General features: G+C 66.8%; 16 protein-coding genes. 6 read left to right on the forward strand and 10 right to left on the reverse strand.

The features are described 5' to 3' along the window. Positions 1-40 precede the first annotated feature (40 nt). From IEY36_RS13360 to IEY36_RS13395, 8 genes are all read right to left on the reverse strand, one after another. On the reverse strand, positions 41-1,216 hold the full coding sequence (locus tag IEY36_RS13360; RefSeq protein WP_188967571.1) for a M24 family metallopeptidase: 1,176 nt from the start codon (positions 1,214-1,216) through the stop codon (positions 41-43). After that, a complete protein-coding gene (locus IEY36_RS13365; RefSeq protein WP_188967572.1) occupies positions 1,213-2,319 on the reverse strand; it encodes a mandelate racemase/muconate lactonizing enzyme family protein in 1,107 nt (368 codons plus the stop codon). The genes IEY36_RS13360 and IEY36_RS13365 overlap by 4 nt, the downstream gene beginning before the upstream one ends. A gap of 5 nt (positions 2,320-2,324) precedes the next feature. After that, on the reverse strand, positions 2,325-3,074 hold the full coding sequence (locus IEY36_RS13370) for an amino acid ABC transporter ATP-binding protein (RefSeq protein WP_188967573.1): 750 nt from the start codon (positions 3,072-3,074) through the stop codon (positions 2,325-2,327). Then, on the reverse strand, positions 3,071-3,796 hold the full coding sequence (locus IEY36_RS13375) for an amino acid ABC transporter permease (RefSeq protein WP_188967574.1): 726 nt from the start codon (positions 3,794-3,796) through the stop codon (positions 3,071-3,073). The genes IEY36_RS13370 and IEY36_RS13375 overlap by 4 nt, the downstream gene beginning before the upstream one ends. A 13-nt stretch (positions 3,797-3,809) precedes the next feature. Continuing rightward, positions 3,810-4,631 (reverse strand): ABC transporter substrate-binding protein, encoded by an 822-nt coding sequence (locus tag IEY36_RS13380; RefSeq protein WP_188967575.1) that lies wholly within the window; start codon positions 4,629-4,631, stop codon positions 3,810-3,812. A 110-nt stretch (positions 4,632-4,741) separates the two neighbouring features. Further along, positions 4,742-6,085: an NtaA/DmoA family FMN-dependent monooxygenase gene (locus IEY36_RS13385; RefSeq protein WP_188967576.1), complete on the reverse strand. Its 1,344-nt coding sequence runs from the start codon at positions 6,083-6,085 to the stop codon at positions 4,742-4,744. Positions 6,086-6,374: 289 nt separating this feature from the next. After that, positions 6,375-7,715 (reverse strand): NtaA/DmoA family FMN-dependent monooxygenase, encoded by a 1,341-nt coding sequence (locus tag IEY36_RS13390; protein WP_188967577.1) that lies wholly within the window; start codon positions 7,713-7,715, stop codon positions 6,375-6,377. An 8-nt stretch (positions 7,716-7,723) separates the two neighbouring features. Then, a complete protein-coding gene (locus IEY36_RS13395) occupies positions 7,724-9,316 on the reverse strand; it encodes an ABC transporter substrate-binding protein (protein ID WP_188967578.1) in 1,593 nt (530 codons plus the stop codon). A 152-nt stretch (positions 9,317-9,468) separates the two neighbouring features. Here IEY36_RS13395 and IEY36_RS13400 point away from each other — a divergent pair, with 152 nt between their 5' ends. Next, complete coding sequence (locus tag IEY36_RS13400; RefSeq protein ID WP_188967579.1) at positions 9,469-10,164, forward strand: TetR/AcrR family transcriptional regulator; 696 nt, start codon at positions 9,469-9,471, stop codon at positions 10,162-10,164. Here the strand turns inward: IEY36_RS13400 and IEY36_RS13405 are convergent. Continuing rightward, positions 10,113-11,801 carry a hydantoinase B/oxoprolinase family protein gene (locus tag IEY36_RS13405; RefSeq protein ID WP_188967580.1) on the reverse strand — a complete coding sequence of 563 codons (1,689 nt, stop codon included), beginning with the start codon at positions 11,799-11,801 and terminating at the stop codon, positions 10,113-10,115. The two genes, IEY36_RS13400 and IEY36_RS13405, sit on opposite strands and share 52 nt — an antisense overlap. After that, positions 11,798-13,897 (reverse strand): hydantoinase/oxoprolinase family protein, encoded by a 2,100-nt coding sequence (locus IEY36_RS13410; RefSeq protein ID WP_188967581.1) that lies wholly within the window; start codon positions 13,895-13,897, stop codon positions 11,798-11,800. Before IEY36_RS13410 ends, IEY36_RS13405 begins: the two co-directional genes overlap by 4 nt. Before the next feature lie 239 nt (positions 13,898-14,136). Here IEY36_RS13410 and IEY36_RS13415 point away from each other — a divergent pair, with 239 nt between their 5' ends. The 5 genes from IEY36_RS13415 to IEY36_RS13435 are packed head-to-tail and all read left to right on the forward strand — an operon-like array spanning position 14,137 to position 18,549. Further along, entirely contained in the window at positions 14,137-14,745 is a 609-nt protein-coding gene (locus IEY36_RS13415; RefSeq protein ID WP_188967582.1) for a 2-hydroxychromene-2-carboxylate isomerase, read from the forward strand. Then, a complete protein-coding gene (locus IEY36_RS13420) occupies positions 14,742-15,728 on the forward strand; it encodes an ABC transporter permease (protein ID WP_188967583.1) in 987 nt (328 codons plus the stop codon). Before IEY36_RS13415 ends, IEY36_RS13420 begins: the two co-directional genes overlap by 4 nt. Position 15,729: 1 nt before the next feature. Further along, a complete protein-coding gene (locus IEY36_RS13425; RefSeq protein WP_229681300.1) occupies positions 15,730-16,647 on the forward strand; it encodes an ABC transporter permease in 918 nt (305 codons plus the stop codon). Next, a complete protein-coding gene (locus IEY36_RS13430) occupies positions 16,644-17,633 on the forward strand; it encodes an ABC transporter ATP-binding protein (RefSeq protein WP_188967585.1) in 990 nt (329 codons plus the stop codon). The genes IEY36_RS13425 and IEY36_RS13430 overlap by 4 nt, the downstream gene beginning before the upstream one ends. After that, on the forward strand, positions 17,614-18,549 hold the full coding sequence (locus IEY36_RS13435) for an ABC transporter ATP-binding protein (RefSeq protein ID WP_188967586.1): 936 nt from the start codon (positions 17,614-17,616) through the stop codon (positions 18,547-18,549). Before IEY36_RS13430 ends, IEY36_RS13435 begins: the two co-directional genes overlap by 20 nt. Positions 18,550-18,596: the final 47 nt, after the last annotated feature.

Below are 18,596 nucleotides of genomic sequence, written 5' to 3' on the forward strand. Positions count from 1 at the left end.
AGGGAGCGGTCGGGCCCGGAAGCTCGTCGAACAGCGGTGGCTACTCGCAATCGATCACGTGAATGCCGCGCGGAATCGTACCGCCCAACTGCCGACAGCCGCCCTCGGCAATCACGATCGACTCGCTGATACCGACGGTGAAGGCGCCCCATTCCCGCAGCGTGATCGGGATGTGGAAGCACATGCCTGGCTCCAATTCGACATCGACCCCGTCGAACAGACTCATCACCTGCCACTCGCCCCAATCCGGCGCGAAGCTGACCCCGAGCGAATAGCCAGAGCGCTTGCGGTAGCGATCCGTCATGCCGGCGGCGTCGATGACCGTTTGCGCAGCGTGATGGACCTCGGCACAGCTGCGTCCCGGTCCGGCCACGCCGATGGCAGCCTCAAGAGCGGCGAGCACGACACGTTCCAGGTCACGGGCCAGCGTCGGCGGCTCGCCGAGCCAGGCCGTGCGCATCAGGCCGGAATGGTAGCGGTCCGAGCAGCCGGACATTTCAAGGAAGACCGCATCACCTGCTTCCAGGCGGCGTCGACGCCAGGTCGCATGGGGCACGCCCGATCGCGGGCCGGAGGAGACGAGCGGCTCCATGCCCATGTATTCCGCGCCACCGGCAATGGCGGCCTGCATCATCGCGGCTACGATGTCGTTCTCCGTCGCACCAGGCCGGATGGCCGCGAGCCCTGCGCGCATGCCGGCATCGGATTGCGCCACCGCGCGCTCGATCGCCGCGAGTTCGCCTGGGGATTTCACGCGCCGCATCTGCTCCACGATGCCGGTGGCGTCGTCCGGTCGTTCGGGGAGGGCTTCGACCAGGCTTTCATAGAAGGAGATCGGCAGGAACCAGCCACCCTTCTCGATGGCGATGCGTTTGCGGCTGAGGCCGAGACGATCGAGCGCTGCGAGCAGAAGCCCCGCCGGCGCAACGCCATCGCCATAGGTCTCGAAGGCCGTGACAAAGCTGTTGCGCAGGAAGTTGGTGAGCTCCAGTTCCCGCAGCAGGAAGATCGGTTCGCCGGCGACCGGCAGGATCAGACATTGGAAGGTGTAGTAGCCTGGCGTCTGCTGGCTGGTCAGCCAGAAGATGTTTTCCGGGCCTGTGAAGATCGCCGCATCCAGGCCGCGTGCCACGAGGGCCTGGCGGACGCGCGCCTGGCGCGCCTGGTATTCGGCGGCCGGGAAGACAGCCTCCACGCCGCGCTCGATGATGTTCATGGCCGATGGTCCCACAACACGTTGCATTCTTCGGCGGCGTGTTTCGACAGGCCAATCCCCGGCCCTCTCGGCAGGTCCAGGCCGCCGTCGCGATAGACCAAGCCGCCCGCCGGATCTCGACGGAGCTGGTCCGCGCCGTAAAGCTCGCGCAGGGTCACGCCGAGCGCGACGGCGGCATGGGCGGCGGCGAGTGTGCTCACCACCCCCTCATTCATCTGGCCGACCATCACGCCGATGCCTGCTTTCTGTAGGAGCCGCCCTGCCGTCATGAGCCGGTCGAGGCCACCCAGCTTGGCGAGCTTCAGATGCGCCAGCGGCACCGCACGCGTGGTGACGAGACGCTCGACGGCCGCCATGTCACCGAGGCTTTCGTCGAACATGAGCGGCAGCGGCGATCCGGCCGCCAGCCGCGCGGCGCCGTCCCAATCGGCCGCGGGCAGGGGCTGTTCCAGGTATTCGAGGCCGAGGCCGGCGAGCTGCGCAAGCCGCGGCCCCGCCTCGGCCTCGCTCCATCGGCCGTTGGCATCGGCGGAGAGCCGCAAGGCCATGCCGAAGCGGTCACGCAACAGCCGCAGGCGGCGCAGGTCGGTATCGAAACCCTCAACGGCGATGCGCAGCTTCAACTCGGAGAAGCCGCGCGCGACGTAGGTCTCGGCGCGATGCCGAAGCGTGTCGTCATCGCACCAGAACAGCGTCTGGTTGGTCGCGCTGTGCGCCTCGAACGCGCCGCCGAGGTGCTCCGCCAGCGGCACACCCATCGCACGCGCCGCACCGTCCTGTGCCGCCATCTCGAACAGCATGCGTGCGGGTGCCGAGAGCCTCGGCATCGCGGCGTCCATCGCGGCGGTGAACACGGCCCAGGGCAGACGCCAGTCCAGTCGCGGCGCAGCGTCGAGGATCTCGGCTTCAAGCCTGGGTGCGTCGACGCCGGTCAGATAGCTGATGTTCGTGCGGCTGGCGCCCACGGCGGCCAAGGCGCCGTCGCATTCCACAATGAGGCGTAATTCGCGCAGGCCCGGCACCGCGCCAGAGGTGGCCGTGTGCAGCGCCATCCCTCCTTCGTAGGCGAGTGGAATGGCGAGGATGCGGACGCGCAGGGACATGCCCGTCAGTGCGACAGGTGGCTGAGGAAGCGCGTCAGCCGGTCCGGAATGTCGGCGCCGCGGCCGAAGAATGTCTCGGGTGGCGCGGCGAAGACCACCGATCCGTCGTCCATGAAGACGACGCGGTCTGCCGCGCGGCGTGCGAAGCCCATCTCATGCGTCACGACCAGGCTGGTCATGCCTTCCTCCGCCAATTCCTGCATGACCTGGAGCACCTCGCCCACCGTCTCGGGGTCGAGCGCGCTGGTCGGCTCGTCGTAGAGCATCAGCGCCGGGTCCATTGCCAATGCCCGGGCGATGGCCACGCGCTGCTGCTGGCCACCGGAAAGTTCATCCGGGAAGGCGTCCGCCTTGTCGGGGAGATGGACCTTGTCGAGCAGCGCGCGCGCCCGCTCGCGCGCCCGTGCGAGACTTTCGCCTTTCACGCGCTGGGGGGCGAGGACGATGTTGTCGAGTGCGCTGAGATGCCGGAACAGCTCGAAGTTCTGGAAGACCATGCCGATGCGGCGGCGGATCTCCGGTGCCTCGCGCCGCGTGCTGCGGGCGATGTCGCGGCCCTCGAAAAGGATGCGCCCATTCTCGATCGGCTCCAGCACGTTCAGGCAGCGCAGGAGCGTGGATTTGCCGGAGCCCGACGGGCCGACGATGCAGAGACATTCGCCGCGGCCGACATGAAGATCGACGCCGCGCAGCACCGGCACCGCGCCATAGGATTTGTACAGCCCGGCGACTTCGAGCAGCGGGGCGTCACTCATCGCACGCGCGCCCCATCGGCGGTGGCGCTCAGGAAGCGACCGAGCAGGCCGCCCTGCATGGGCCGCCCACGCCGCCGCAGCGTTGCCTCCAGCAAGGCCTGCAACACCATGAAGACGGTGGTCATGGCGAGGTAGTAGATGCCGGCCGCCGACAGCGCCTCGAGGTAGCGAAAGTTGGACGAGGCGGCCTGGTTGGCCACCAGGAGCAGCTCCTCGACGGCGATCACCGAGACGATGGCGGACAGCTTCAGCATGCCGATGAACTGGTTGCCGATCGGCGGGACGATGATCCGCATGGCCTGCGGCAGCACGACCCAGCGCATGAGCTGCATGTCCCGCATGCCGAGGGCCCGTGCCGCCTGTCGCTGGCCAGCCCCCACTGCCCGGATGCCCGAACGCATGATCTCCGCCATGTAGGCACCCTCATTCAGAGATAGCGCCAGCACGGCGCAGGCAAAGCCGGAGAGGACGATGCCGAAGCTAGGCAGCACGTTGAAGGCGAAGATGAGCTGAAACATCACCGGCGTGCCCCGGAAGATCCAGAGGTAGAAGACGGCCAGGATGCGCGCCGGCAGGAACCGCACTTCCTGCAGCAGGGCGACCACCAGCCCGGCCAACATGCCACCCGCCAGCGAGCAGAGGCTGATCAGGAGCGTCATGCCGGCGGCGGTGACGAAGCGCTCGCTGGACAGGTAGTGAAGAACGAACTCCCAGAAGTTCATCGGCCGCGGCCGGTCAGAACATGCTGCCTTCGCGCGGCAGGTTGTACTTGGTCATCAGGCGGTGATAGGTGCCGTCAGCCACGACCTGGCGGATGGCGGCACCGATGGCCTCCGACATGGCGTTGTCGCCCTTGCGCACGGCGATGCCGATGCGGGTGCCGAATTCGAAGACTTCGCCCACCGCCTGATAGACGTCGGACAGCTCCGAGACGATGCGCGCGACGCCGGCCGTGCTTTCGTAATAGGCGTCGGCGCGCCCGTTGCGCACCGCGAGTGCTGCCTCCTGCGCGCTTGGCAGGGTCATGACGGTGAGCTCGGGCTTGCCAGCCGCCTTGCAGGCGTCGGCGTCCTGGCGAGCATAGGTCTCCTGGATGCCACCGAGGGTCACGGCCACCCGCCTGCCGCACAGATCCTGCCGCCCGGCGACGTTCGACGGATTGCCGCGGCGCACGACCATCTGCTGTCCGATGAGCATGTAGGGCACGAAGTCCACCTGCTCGGAGCGCGCCGGGTTGATGTACATGGCGCTGTTGATGATATCGACGCGCCGGCCCTGCAGCGCGGGGATCAGGCCGCGGAACTCCATGTTCACCGGATTGGGCTCAAGGCCCATCTTGCGGGCGACCGCCTCGCCGAATTCGATATCGTAGCCGGCCATGCGGCCATCGAGCATGAACTCGAAGGGCGCGAATGTTGCTGCGACACCGTAGGTCAGCTTGCCGGGCGTGATGAGGCTCGGCGTGGCCTGCGCGGAGGCCTGCCGCTGCGCGCCCAGGAGACCGGCGGTCGCGCCGAGGAGATGCCGGCGGCGAAGCGGAATGCGGGATGTCGACATGTCGGTTCCTCAATGCGGCGGACGTGGACGGGAATGGTCGGCTGCGGTTGGCAGCAATTACCGTGCCGGGCGGCGCTGCCGGGTGTCGCAGGTGCGGTTAGAAGGCTGGCTCAGGAATCCAATAGATTTTCACGCAGGGTGCGTCCGGCGTAGGCGGTACGGAACCGACCGCGGCGCTGAAGCTCCGGGACCAGGAGATCCGCGATTCCGATGAGGTCGAGCGGCATCGAGGCCGCATGACCGAGCATGAAGCCGCCTCGGCTGCCCGTGGCCTCGAATGCCTGCTCCAGCCGATCCGCAATATGCGTCGGGCTGCCGGCCAGCGTGGTGTCATAGTTGGTGGCGTCGCGTCGCCCGTGCTCGAAGAACTCCGCGCGTGTCAGCCTGCTGTCCGGACCCAGGCGGATCGACAACTCGTGTAGGAAGCCCATCGGCGAGGCCTGGCTGGCAATGATCTCCTGGTGCAATTCCCGGATCGTGAAGCTCTGCGGCAGCATCGCGAAGTCGTAGCCACAATTGTAGGACAGATAGGCGCCCACCGCTTCATCGGGCAACGATGCGGCGAGCCGGTCCAGCCGGGCCACGGCTTCGTGCGTCGTCGGCGCGATCACGATGGGCGTCTGCCAGAGGATACCGACCTGCTCGGGGTTGCGGCCCGCAGCCGTGAGCGCCTCGTCGAAGGCCTTGCGTTGGCGGACCTGCAGTTCGAGCGGCATGTCTCCGCCGAAGACGACGTCGGCGAAATAGGCCGAGGCACGGATGCCGCGCGGCGACCCACCCGCCTGGATCAGTACAGGCCTGCCCTGCGGCGAAGGCGGTGTGTTCAGCGGCCCATCCACTTTGAAGTGGCGACCTTCGTGGTGGACGTCGTGGACCTTGCGCGGGTCGCCGACACGCCCGGTCGTGCGATCCCAGATCATGGCGTCGGGCTCCACGCTCGCCCAGAGCTGACGGCAGACGTCGACGAACTCCTCCATGCGGTCGTAGCGGGCGCTGTGGTCCATCAGTTCGCCCATGCCGAAATTGGCGTAGTCCGAACGGCGCGTGGAGGTGACGAGGTTCATCGCGATCCGCCCCTTGGTGAGGTGGTCGAGCGAGTTCATCAGTCGCGCCGTGTAGTAGGGATGCATGAAGGTCGAGGAATAGGTCAGCCCGAAGCCGATATGCTTCGTGACACGCGACATGGCCACCGCGATCGGGTTGAGGTCCTGGCGCGGCCAGTTCACGCCCCATTCAACGGCGGCGTCGCGGTTGCCCTTCCAGGTGTCCGGAACGCCGGTACCGTCGCCGGAGAAGATGATGTCCAGCAACCCTCGTTCGGCGATGCGGGCCATCCCCTCGAACATCTCGATGTCGGGGAAGGTATGGCCAGGCCAGGCGCCCGCCGCGCACCAGCGGCCGGCCATGTGCGAGTAGGAGAAGTCGAAGCCGAGATGCATCTTCCGCTTGGGCATGGTGCTGTTCCGATTGGGGCGAACGCCGGCTTGCGATGCAATTTGGGGACCAGAATGGGTCCATGCGCCCCGCAGCCTCAATTATTGGACAGGCAGCAGGCCTCTGGTCCCAAGGGCTCCTCGCCCGGACATCCTTCGGCACGCAACTGTTGACTGCCGAGCTTGGCGTCGAGCGCTCCAGCCGAGCGTTCTCTTGCTCAAGGTGATTCGCACGTCGCCGATGATCGACCCTAAACCGGCGATGCTCGGCCGGCCAACGTTCATGTTCAGGCCGAGCAGGCGCGCGGAATCACTGTTCCGCCAGGTTCTCGCGCAGTGTTCGGCCTGAGTATTCCGTCCTGAACAGGCCGCGCCGCTGCAACTCGGGAACGAGCAGATCACCGATCGATTGCAGGTCGGCGATCACTGCGATGGCCTGACCGATCATGAAGCCGCCACGACAACCGGTCGCCTCGAAGCGCTCCTCCAGGACATCCGCGACATGCTGTGGCGTTCCGGCGAGGGTGTTCTCGTACTGCGTCACGGTCAGCAGTGCCTGTTCCAGAAAATCCTCGCGGCTGATCATGGTGTCGGCGCCAAACTTGTAGGCCAGCCTGGTGACGAGGCCGTTCGGCGACGCCTGTGTGGCGATGATCTGCTCGCGCAGTTCGCCCAGCGTGAAATGCTCCGGCAGGGTGGAGAAGTCATAAGCGTCGAGGTAGGAGAGATAGACGGCAACAGCTTCCGGCGACATGGAGCCGCGCAACATCTCGCGGCAGGCTTGCGCCTCCCGGTCCGTCTCGCGCACTGCGATGGGCGTCTGCCAGAGCACGCCGACGCTGTCCGGATCGCGGCCCTCCGCGACGAGCGCCGCATCAAGGGTGGCGCGCTGCTTCACCTGCACGCCGATCGGCATGTCGGCACCGAAGATGTGGTCGGCGATGCGCGCCGAGGCCTGCACGCCACGTGGCGACCCACCAGCCTGCACGATCACCGGTCGGCCCTGTGGCATGGGCGGCGTGTTCAACGGGCCCTCGACCTTGAAGAAGCGGCCGGCGTGGTGGACGTCATGGACCTTCGTGGGGTCGCCCACCACGCCGCTCTCTCGGTCCCAGACCATCGCATCTGCTTCCGTCGCGTCCCAGAGCTGGCGGCACACGGCGACGAATTCCTCCATCCGATCGTAACGCGCGCCATGTTCCATCAGCTGATCGAAGCCAAAATTTGCGGCGTCCGTGCGGCGCGTGGACGTCACCAGGTTCATCGCAACGCGCCCGCCGGTGAGATGGTCCATCGAGGCCATCAGCCGCGCCAGGTAGTAAGGATGCATGAAGGTGGTTGAATAGGTCAGGCCGAAGCCGAGATGCTTCGTCACGCGCGAGGCCGCGGCCATGACCGGCAGCATGTCCACTCGCGGGAAGAAGACGCCCCATTTGACCGCGCCATCACGTGAGCCGCCCCAGGTGTCCGGCACCCCGGTGCCATCGCCGGAGAACAGCATGTCGAGGCAGGCACGTTCCGCGAGCCGGGCGGCATCCTCGTAGAGCGTCACATCCGGAAATACCCGGTCATCCCAGGCACCCGGCAGGTTCCATCTCCCGTTGTTGTGCGTCGTCGAGAGATTGAATGCCAGGTGCATCTTGCGGCGCATACTGAACCTCAGGCGTCGAGATAGGCGTGGGCGAAGGTTCCCTCGAAGCCATCGGCGCTGACGGAATGCCCTTCGACGTTCTTCTGATGGATCGTCATCCAGTTGGGGGAGACGAGGTTCAGCGTCGGGATGTCGCGCATCACGATACGCTGCACCTGCTTCCACATGTCGATGCGCTTCGCCTGGTCGAGCTCGGTCATCGACGCCTCCATCAGGGCATCGGCTTCCGGATTGCTGTAGCCACTGGGATTCGAGAAGGGCACGCCCCTGACGATGTTCTTCGACCAGTAGCAGCGCTGCACGCCGACACAGGGGTCGAAGAGGTTGCTCATCGAGGCGATCTGCATGTCGAAGTCGCGATCCGTGTAGACCCGCTTCACATGGGCGCCGAAATCGTTGCTGCGCGTCTCGAGCGCGACGCCGATGCGGCTGAAGGCGGCACGGAGATAATCCGCCAGTCGCTTGTTGTCCTCGCCAGGATAGTCGAGCCGCAGCCGCAGCCGGGTGCGATCGCCGCCGCGCGGATAGCCGGCTTCCTCCAGCAGCGCCTCGGCCTTCCTGACGTCGAAGGCATAGGGGCTGGGCGTCGGATCATGGAAGTCGGTCAGGCCCGGGACGACGGGCGACGCGCACGGTGTCGCCAGGGCGTAGAACACGGTTCTGGCGATGACGGCGCGATCCACCGCATGCGCCAGGGCCTGCCGCACCGCCGGCTTGGCCAACGCTTCATTGGACAGGTTGAAGTCGACGCAGATGATGTTGGGCGGCGAATAAGTGTAGCCCTTGCGCTCGAAGCCCAGGAAGTTCAGGCCTTGCAGCCGGGTGACGTCGTTCAGCACGACGGGCGTGCGATAGCCGATGTCGCTGCTCTTCGTCTCGAAGGCGACGGAGCGCGACGCCATGTCGGGATAGTATTTGGCGATGATGCGATCGAGATAGGGACGCGGCTGGTCCCAATAGTTCTCGTTGCGCTCATAGATCATGTGGCTGCCGCGCACCCACTCCTTGAACTTGAAGGGGCCGGTTCCGATCGGCGCGTTGTTGTGCGGGTTGGTGAAGGGGTCGGTGCCTTCGTAGAGGTGCCGCGGCACGATCGGCGATTCCGCAGCCTGCAGCGAACGCAGCAGATACGGCGTGGGCTTGGCCAGCCGCAGTACGACGGTGTGCGCATCCGGCGTCGCCGCCTCGCTCACCTGCGAGAAGGTGCTGCGCCCACGCGGGTGGACCGTCTTCAACGTCATGATGGAATAGGCGACATCGGCGCTGGTAAAGGCGTGGCCATCATGCCACTTGACCCCTTGCCGTAGCTTGAAGGTGTAGGTCAGCCCATCGGGCGACATGCTCCATTCGGTGGCGAGCTGCGGATGCGGCACCATGTCGTTGTCGTATTCCAACAGGCCTTCCGTCACCTTCGCCGAAAGCGGCAGGCTGGAGGTGCTGGTGAAGGACAGCAGCGCCGGGGGTTCCCAATTCAGCATCACGTTCAAGGTGCCGCCACGCCTCGGTTCGGCGGATTCTCCGGCGCCTGGCCGCAACGCCGGCAGGCCGGCCAATGCGCCCATCACGGCCCGGCGGGACAGGCGGAAGTGCTGATCGCTCATGCGCTTGACTCCTTGGCCCCGTCCTGGGGCGATGATGAGGCGCCAGCGCGGCCGGGTCGGTTGACCATGGCCGATGGCGGATGCGATGTAGGTTGCAGTCGGGATGCGGGAGGACGCGCCGGATGCGCCGCACTACAAGGCCTTCGTCGACGATGACTGCAGCGGCGAAGCCGGACCGTCCGTCCGCACTTGACCAGAAGAAGCGCGTCAAGCTCGCGGCGATCCGGGCTGCGGCGCGCGCGGCCTTCGCGGAGAAGGGATTCGAGGCGGCCACCATGCAGGAGATCGCCCGTCGCGCGCATGTCGCGATCGGCACGCTGTTCCTCTACGCGGACAACAAGCGCGACATCGCCTTCCTCGCCTCGATGGAGGATTTCGACCGAGCCAAGGCCATCGGCGCCGCCCTGCCGACTGATGCATCGCTTGCCGAACAGTACACCGGCATCTTCGGCGAGTACTACCGGCTCCACCATGCCCATCCGGCCATGGCCCAGGTCATCCTGAGCGAGTTTCCCTTCTTCAATGTCGGCAAGCATGCGCATCAGCATGCCGAAGGCGTGCGGCTGTTGAAGGCGGAGTTGGCGCGCCGAGCCAGACTGGCCGCCGAGCGGGGCGAGTTGCGCGCGACTGTCGCGCCGGCCGACGTGGCGGAGCTCGTCTATTTTGTCTTCCAGGGCGCGGTGCGCGCCTGGGTGCGCGCCGGTCCCGACGATCTGGTGGCGGGCCTCACGACCCTTCGCCGCATGCTGTCGCTGGCGCTGGAAGGCGTCATCGCTCGGGCTACCCCGCTGCGGCGTCATCGTGCCGCCGGCAGCAGGCTGTCGGCCGCTACCGCCTCCATGCCATAGGCGTCACGTGCGGCCTGTGGGCTGATCAATTCGGCCCGCAGATCGGCCTGCACCGCGGCAGTGTCGCGCTTTGCCGGATCGCCGATGCCGCCACCGCCGGGCGTGCGGATCAGCAACCTGTCGCCGGCCGGGACGGGCTGCACGCCCTTGCCTCTGAGCCGAGGGCCGGAGCGCAGCGCCAGCAGCCCCGGCATGCCGTCCTGCCCGCCATCGTAGCCGCGTGGCGGATAGATGATGCGTTCATGCGCGGCGTGGAAGTTGAAGTCCTCGCCGATGCTGCTCTCGATCTCGATCGCCTGGCCTAGGCCACCGCGATAGGTGCCGGCGCCGGCACTGTCCTCGGCATATTCCTTCCGCCAGAAGATGACCGAGGCGATGGTCTCGACGATCTCGACCGGCGTTCCGCGGACGCCGGACGGATAGCCGGTGACGGAAAGTCCGTCGCGGTAGGGCAGGGCGCCCATGCCGCCGCTGCCGGTCATGGTGGTGCGGAAATTGACGCCGAAGCGCGGCGGGCTGTGGCGGGCGCCGCTGACCGTCACGTTCCACAGCGTGGCCGAGCCTTCCGCCGGCACCCGGTCCGGCACCGCCTGACGCAGGCAGCCGAACACCAGGTCGGGCATCAGCTGGCCGATGATGTGGCGTGACCAGACGGCGGCCGGCTTCATCGCATTGACGATGGCATTCTCCGGCGCCGCGATCGTCAGCGGCTCCAACGAGCCGTAGTTGTTCGGGATGTCCTTGGCGACGATGCAGCCCAGCCCGTAGGCCGTGTAGGCGAGCGTATAGCAGAGCGGCACGTTGATGCCGCGGGGCACGATCGGGTCAGTGCCGGTGAAATCCACATGGATGCCGGCATCCGAGATCGTCAGCGCCGCCTGCAGGGTAATCGGCTTGCCGTAGCCATCGGTCACCAGCGTGTTGTGCCAGGTGCCGCGTGGCAGCTTGGCGATCTCCGAGAGGACCGCGGCGCGAGAATGGGCGATGATATGCTCGGCGAGTTCGTCCAGGCTGGCCAGGGCGAACTCGTCCATCATCTCGACGAGGCGGCGGCAGCCGACGTCGTTGCAGGCGATCAGCGAATAGGTGTCGCCTTCGGTGTCGATCGGCGTGCGCGTATTGGCTCGGATCATCGCCATCAGCGTCTCATTCACCGCGCCCCGGTCGACAATCTTCAGCATGGGGATGTAGAGCCCCTCCATGAAGACGTCGGTCGTCTCCGTCGAGGCGTTCATGCCGCCGATATCGATCAGATGGCTGGTGCAGGAGAACAGGCCGATCATCCGGCCCTTATGGAAGCAGGGCGTGGTGACGACGAAATCGCTGGTATGGCCGGTTCCCATCCAGGGGTCGTTGGTGATGTAGGCGTCGCCTTCCTTCATCGTCTCGGCGGGGAAGTGGCGCAGCACGTGGCCGACGGTGAGGGCCATGGAATTGATGTGGCCGGGCGTGCCAGTGACCGCCTGCGCCAGCATGCGCCCCTGCATGTCGAAGACGCCGGCCGACAGGTCGCCGGCCTCGCGCACGATCGGGCTGAAGGCGGTGCGTTGCAGGACCTGCGCCTGTTCCTCGACCACGGCGATCAGCCGGTTCCACATGATCTGCAGGTCAATGAGGCTGCTCTGGACGGCGGTCATGCCGTGGGCTCCCGTGATTTGCGCTGCATCACGATGCATCCGGTGACATCGACCCAGGCATCGTAGCTTGCGGTGACGAAGGTCGATGTCTCGTCCTCGACGATCACCGCCGGGCCGGCGATGCGCGCGCCGTTGGCCAACTGCGCCCGGCGGTAGCGCGGAACGGGAACGAAGGCGCCGGCGCGACCGTCGAAGAAGTTGGCATGACCATCCGGCGATGGCGTCGGGCCGGCCGGTGGCGATTGGCTGATGGTCGCTGGCAATTCGGTCTTCGTGGCGATGGTGACGGACCAGGCGAGGATCTCGATCGGCGAGTTCGGGATGAAGCGCCGGAACATATCCGCGTAGGTCGCCTCATAGGCCGCGCGCAGCGCCGCGCCCGCATCGGGCGGTAGGGGGCCGTCCGGTAATTGCACCGTGATCTCGTGGCCCTGGCCGACATAGCGCATGAACACCATGCGCTTCTCGAACAACGCTGCGCCATGTGCGGCCGGCTCGACCCAGGCGCGGATCTCGCGGGCCATGGCGTCGAGCAGCGTGGTTGCGACCGCGGCGTCGAAGACGTCGAGGCGCATGTATTCACTACGCACCAATTCGAAGGAAATCGGCGCCGCCAGGAAGCCGACTGCCGAACCGACGCCGGCATTGGGTGGCACTACCACGCGCGCGGCGCCGATCTTCTCGGCGACCCGACCGACATGCAGTGGCGCGGCGCCACCGAAGGCGATGACGGTGTGTTGGCTCGCTGTCGCGCCGCGTTCAACGGCATGGACCCGCGCCGCGCTTGCCATGTTCTCGCACACCATCTCATAGACGGCATAGGCGGCCATCTCCGGTGGCATGCCGAGCGCGTCGCCGATCTCCGCCTGCAAGGCCCGGCGAGACATTTCAGGCACCAGGCGGATGGTGCCACCGGCAAAGGCTGCAGGGTCGAGCAACCCGAGCACCAGATCAGCATCGGTGACCGTCGGCCGCGTGCCGCCACGGCCATAGCAGGCGGGACCTGGCACCGAGGAGGCGCTTTCCGGCCCCACCGTGACCCGCTTCAGCGTGTCGAGATGCGCGATGGATCCACCGCCGGCACCGATCTCCACCATTTCGATCACCGGGATGCGCACCGGCAGGCCGCTGCCCTTCAGGAAGCGCGCCGCGCGGTCCACTTCGAAAAGCCGTGCCGATTGCGCCGCGAAGTCCTCGATCAGCGTGATCTTGGCGGTGGTGCCTCCCATGTCGAAGGCGATGACCTCGGTCTCGCCGAGCAAGGCGGCGATCTGCGTGGCGAAGATGGCACCACCGGCCGGGCCGGATTCAACGAGACGCACGGGAAAGCGCCGTGCCGTCTCGATCGAGGTCAGTCCACCACCCGAGGTCATCAGCCCGATCGTGCCGCGGAAGCCTTCCTCGGCCAGCCGCGCCTGCATGCGGGACAGATAGCTGTCCATCAAGGGCTGCACATAGGCGTTCACCGTGGTGGTGGAGGTCCGTTCGTATTCACGGATTTCCGGGCACACCTCGCAGGACAGCGACAGGCTGACATCTGGCATGGCCGCGCGCAGGACGGCGGCGGCCCGGCGCTCGTGGTCCGGATTGGCGTAGCTGTGCAGGAAGGCGATGGCCACGGCCTCGACCTTCGCGGCGCGCAGCGCGGGTACCAGTGCAGCAACAGCATCCTCGTCCAGCGCCAACCGCACACCGCCCGCGGCATCGATGCGTTCCGGCACCGTGAAGCGCAGCTCGCGTCCCGCCAGCGGCTTCGGTCGTACAAGCGCCAGCTCGTATTGGTCGTAGCGACTCTCGGTGGCGATATCGAGCACGTCGCGGAACCCTTCGGTCGCCAGCAGGGCGATGCGCGCGCCGCGGCGTTCGATCACTGCGTTGGTGGCGAGCGTCGTGCCATGGACGAAGTCCAAGACATCGGCAAGCCGCCGGTCGCTGATGCGCATGATCTCGTGAATGCCGCCGAGCACACCTTCCTCCGGCCGCGCCGGCGTGGTCAACACCTTGCAGGTCCACCGCCTGCCGCCCTCGTCGAGAACGATGTCGGTGAAAGTGCCGCCAACATCGGCGGCAAGGCGCAGCTTTGGAGCAGCATTCACGCGTAGGCTCTCCTTCCTGTTGGCGCGAGTATGGCACCGGCCCGTCAAGAATGAACAGGTTCAGTTTCTCGATTTGATGCGCAGCCGATCGACGATTGCACGCGAAGCGTTCATGCGCGCTGCGATCAGGAGCAAATCCGTGCAATCGCTCCGCCGCGACGCACCATTTGGCGCAGGGTCGTGGTTGACCCGATCAAAATGAACGCGTTCACTCTAACTATGACGCAGGGAGCCGCGCCATGCCGAAGACCATCGAGTACTACTTCAGTGTCTCTTCGCCCTGGGCCTATCTCGGCACGCCGCGACTGCTGGCGCTCGCCGCGCGCCATGGCGCCGTCATCGATTCCGTGCCGATCGCATTGATCGGCGAGAATGGCGGGATCTCCGTCCGCAACCGACCGGAGGCCCGGCGTGCCTATTGGTTTCGCGACCTCGCACGCTGCGCCGCACATCTCGGCATGCCGTTGTTGATGGAGGGGCGCCCGCCACTGCAGGACGCCGGACTCGCCTCGCCGATGCTGGTCGCTGCGCAACGGGCCGGGCTCGACGTGATCGCGCTCGGCTTCGCGTTGCAGCGAGGCTATTGGGCGCAGGGGCGCGACATCGGCGATGCCGCCACCCGTGCCGCCATCGCCACCGAGGCCGGCTTTGACGGCGCGGCGCTGCTGGCTGCCGAAAGTGCGCCCGAAGCAGCCGTGCAATGGGAGGCGAACCTTGCCCGGGCAACCGCGGCCGGGGTCTTTGGCGTGCCGACGTATCGCCTGGCTGGCGAGTTGTTCTGGGGTCAGGACAGGCTGGATTATCTCGAGCGCCACCTGAGCGGCATCGCTGCCATGGTCACCGCATGACGGGCCTCGGCCGCGCCGGGCGTACCCTGCGCCGCACCGCGTGGCAGGCGTTGCCGACGATGATCGGCATCATCATCCTATGCTTCTTCCTGCTGAAGCTCGTGCCCGGCGATGCGGCCGACGTGATCGCCGCCGAGGCCGGGTCCGCCACCGCCGAGACCATGGCGGCGCTGCGCGCCCGCTTCGGTCTGGACCAGCCGCTGCTGATGCAACTGCTCGCCTATCTCGACAATCTCGCCCATCTGCGGCTCGGCTTTTCAGCGCGCTTCAACATGCCGGTGTCGGAACTCATCATGGCGCGATTGCCGAATACGCTGATGCTGATGCTCGCGGCCATGAGCATGGCGCTGGTGGTTGGCATCCTGGCGGGCTGGGTCATGGCGATCTTCGCCAATCGGTGGCCGGACCGGATGTTGCAGGTGGTGGTGCTGATCTTTTACTCGACGCCTGGCTTCTGGATCGGGCTGATGGCCATCGTGCTCTTCTCGGTGAAGCTGGGCTGGCTGCCGGCCAATGGCAACATGACGATTGGTGCCGACCTCACCGGGTTCGCCCTGATCGCGGATCGGGCGCGATACCTCGTGCTGCCATCTCTCGCCCTGGCCTCGTTCTTCATCGCTGTTTATGCCCGACTAACACGCGCCTCGATGCTGGACGTGCAGCGGCAGGACTTCATGCGCACCGCCGCGGCCAAGGGTTTGCATCCTGTGACGATTCAGTTGCGGCATGCGCTGCGCAATGCGCTGATCCCGGTGACCACGATGGCCGGGCTGCATCTGGGCAACCTGCTCGGCGGCGCGGTCGTGGTCGAGACCGTGTATGGCTGGCCAGGCATGGGGCGGCTGGCGCTGGAAGCGGTTACCGGGCGCGACTTCAACGTCCTGCTGGGCGTGCTGCTGTTCTCCTCGCTGCTGGTCATCGTGGCCAATGTCGCGATCGACCTGCTGCATGCGTGGCTCGACCCGCGCATCGAGGTGCACTGAGATGTCCCGTGACGGCACTCTCGACGGCGCCATCGACATCGCCGCGCCGGCCGCGGCGGTGCTTCGCCCGGCACCCCGACGCCGTGGCGGACGCCTGCTGCGCGCCTGCGTCACGAATCCCGGATTCCTGATTGGCCTGTTGATACTGATGACGGTCTCCGGCATCGCGCTTCTCGCACCCTGGCTGTTCCCCGGGGACCCGCAGGACATGGTCGCGGCGCCCACACTCTGGCCCGGTGAGGATTGGGCCTATCCGCTCGGCACCGACAGCCTGGGGCGCGATGTCGCGTCGGGGCTCGCGCATGGTGCGCGGGTCTCGCTGATGGTGGGGCTGTCGGCGACGGCGATCGGGCTCGTCATCGGCACGCTGGTTGGCGCCAGCGCGGGCTATTTCGGCGGCCATGTCGACAACATCCTGTCGCGCCTGACCGAGGTGTTCCAGACCGTGCCGACCTTCCTGCTGGTCATTGTCATCGTCGCCATTGTGCAGCCGGCGGCATCGACCATCGCGCTGGCCATCGGCGTCGCCTCCTGGCCGACCGTGGCACGGCTGGTGCGCGCGCAGTTCCGCTCCCTGCGCGAGGCGGATTTCGTCATGGCAGCGCGATCGCTGAGCTACTCGGCGCCGCGCATCATCGTCATGGAGATCCTGCCCAATGCGCTGCCGCCGATCATCGTGACCACCTCGGTGATGGTGGCGAATGCGATCCTGACCGAGGCCGGCCTCTCCTTCCTCGCCATGGGTGACCCCAACCTGGTCTCCTGGGGCAGCATGATCGGCGACGGGCGCGACCTGTTGCGGACCGATTGGTTCCTCACGGCCCTGCCTGGCGCGGCGATCGCGCTGACTGTGCTGTCGCTGAACCTCGTCGGCGATGGGCTGAACGACATTCTCAATCCTCGCTCAGGCTTGGCATGACCTATCCCCTGCTGCGGGTCGAGGACCTGACCATCGGCTTCCCCTACGGCACGGTGGTGCACGGGGTCAGCTTCGATGTGCACCCCGGCGAGACCATGGCGCTGGTCGGCGAGAGCGGCTGCGGCAAGTCGATCACCGCCTTCGCCCTGATGCGCCTGCTGCCGCCAGGCGCGCGCATCCAGGGCGGGCATGTGATCTTCGATGGCGTCGACCTCGCCGCCGCCGCACCGCACGCGCTTCGCGACATCCGTGGGCGCAGTCTTTCGCTCATCCTGCAGGAACCGATGACGTCGCTGAACCCGGTGCTGCCGATTGGCATGCAGATCGCCGAGGTCATGCGTCGGCACGAGGGGATCGGCAAGGCGGCGGCTCGCCGTCGATCCGTCGAGCTGTTGGAGCTGGTCGGTGTGACTGATGCCGACCGCCGCTACGACGATTTCCCGCACCATTTTTCAGGCGGGATGCGGCAGCGCGTGATGATCGCCATGGCCGTCGCCTGCAAGCCCAGGCTGCTGATCGCCGATGAGCCGACGACGGCGCTCGACGTCACCATCCAGGCGCAGGTGCTCGAACTGCTTGATGATCTGCGGCGGCAGCTCGGCATGGCGGTGTTGTTGATCACCCACGATCTCGGCGTGGTGGCGCAATGGGCCGACCGGGTGACGGTGATGTATGCCGGACGCGTCGTCGAGCAGGCGCCGGTTCGCCCGTTCTTCGCGACGCCGCAACATCCCTATGCGCGCGGCCTGCTGGATGCCTCGGTCGGGCATGATGGGGAGGCGCATTACACCACGCGTCGGCTTAATGAGATTCCCGGCTCGATTGCCTCGGCCGCGGGCGAGGCCGGGTGCCCCTTTGCGCCGCGCTGTCCCGACCGCATCGCCGCCTGCCGCCGGGCGCCACCAGTGCTTACCGCGCTGGGGCCGGACCATAACGTTGCTTGCATCGTCGCCGCCGGGACCGATCATGTCGCTGTTGACCGTTGAGAATCTCCACACACGCTATGTCTCGCGCGGCCGCACGGTCACGGCCGTCGATGGCGTGTCGCTCACCGTGGCGGGCGGCGAGACCGTCGGCCTGGTTGGTGAAAGCGGCTGTGGCAAGTCCACGCTGGGCAAGACCATCCTACGGCTGGTCGACCCGGCCGAGGGCAGCATCCGGATCGCCGGGGAGGAGATCGCGACGCTGCGCCAGGCGGCGCTCGCCCCCTTCCGTCGCCGCATGCAGATGGTCTTCCAGGACCCCTATGGCTCGCTGAACCCGCGCCAGACGGTGGCCACGCTACTGGAGACGCCACTGAAGGTGCATGGCATAGGCGGCCGCGCGGAACGTCGGGCGCAGGTGCTGGACATGCTCGCCCGGGTCGGACTGCCAGGCGATGCTGCGGAGCGCTACCCGCATGAATTCTCCGGCGGGCAGCGGCAGCGCATCGGCATCGCTCGTGCCCTGGTGCTGAAGCCGCAACTGGTGATCTGCGACGAGCCGGTCTCGGCGCTGGATCTGTCGATCCAGGCGCAGATCCTGAACCTGCTGGTCGGGCTGAAGCGCGACCTTGGCCTGTCGTATCTGTTCATCTCGCACGATCTTTCAGTCGTACGCTATTTCGCCGATCGCGTGATGGTCATGTACCTCGGTCGCATCGTCGAAAGCGCCGACCATGTCACGCTTTGGCGCAACCCCCAGCACCCCTATTCGCGGGCGCTGCTGTCGGCCGTGCCGGTCGCGGATCCCACCCGCGCCCGCGCACCGATGACGATGCGCGGAGAGCTGGGTTCAGCGCCCACCACCGGATGCCGCTTCCGATCGCGCTGCCCGGTCGCGATTGACCGCTGCAGCGTCGAGGACCCGGTGCTGAGGGATGTGGGTGCGCAGCACCGTGTGGCGTGCCACAGGCCGGGTTAGCTGCCATTGCCGAGGAGGACGTCCTCGACGGCAATCGACATGGTTCT

This window comes from Neoroseomonas lacus, assembly GCF_014644535.1.
Classification (GTDB): domain Bacteria; phylum Pseudomonadota; class Alphaproteobacteria; order Acetobacterales; family Acetobacteraceae; genus Neoroseomonas; species Neoroseomonas lacus.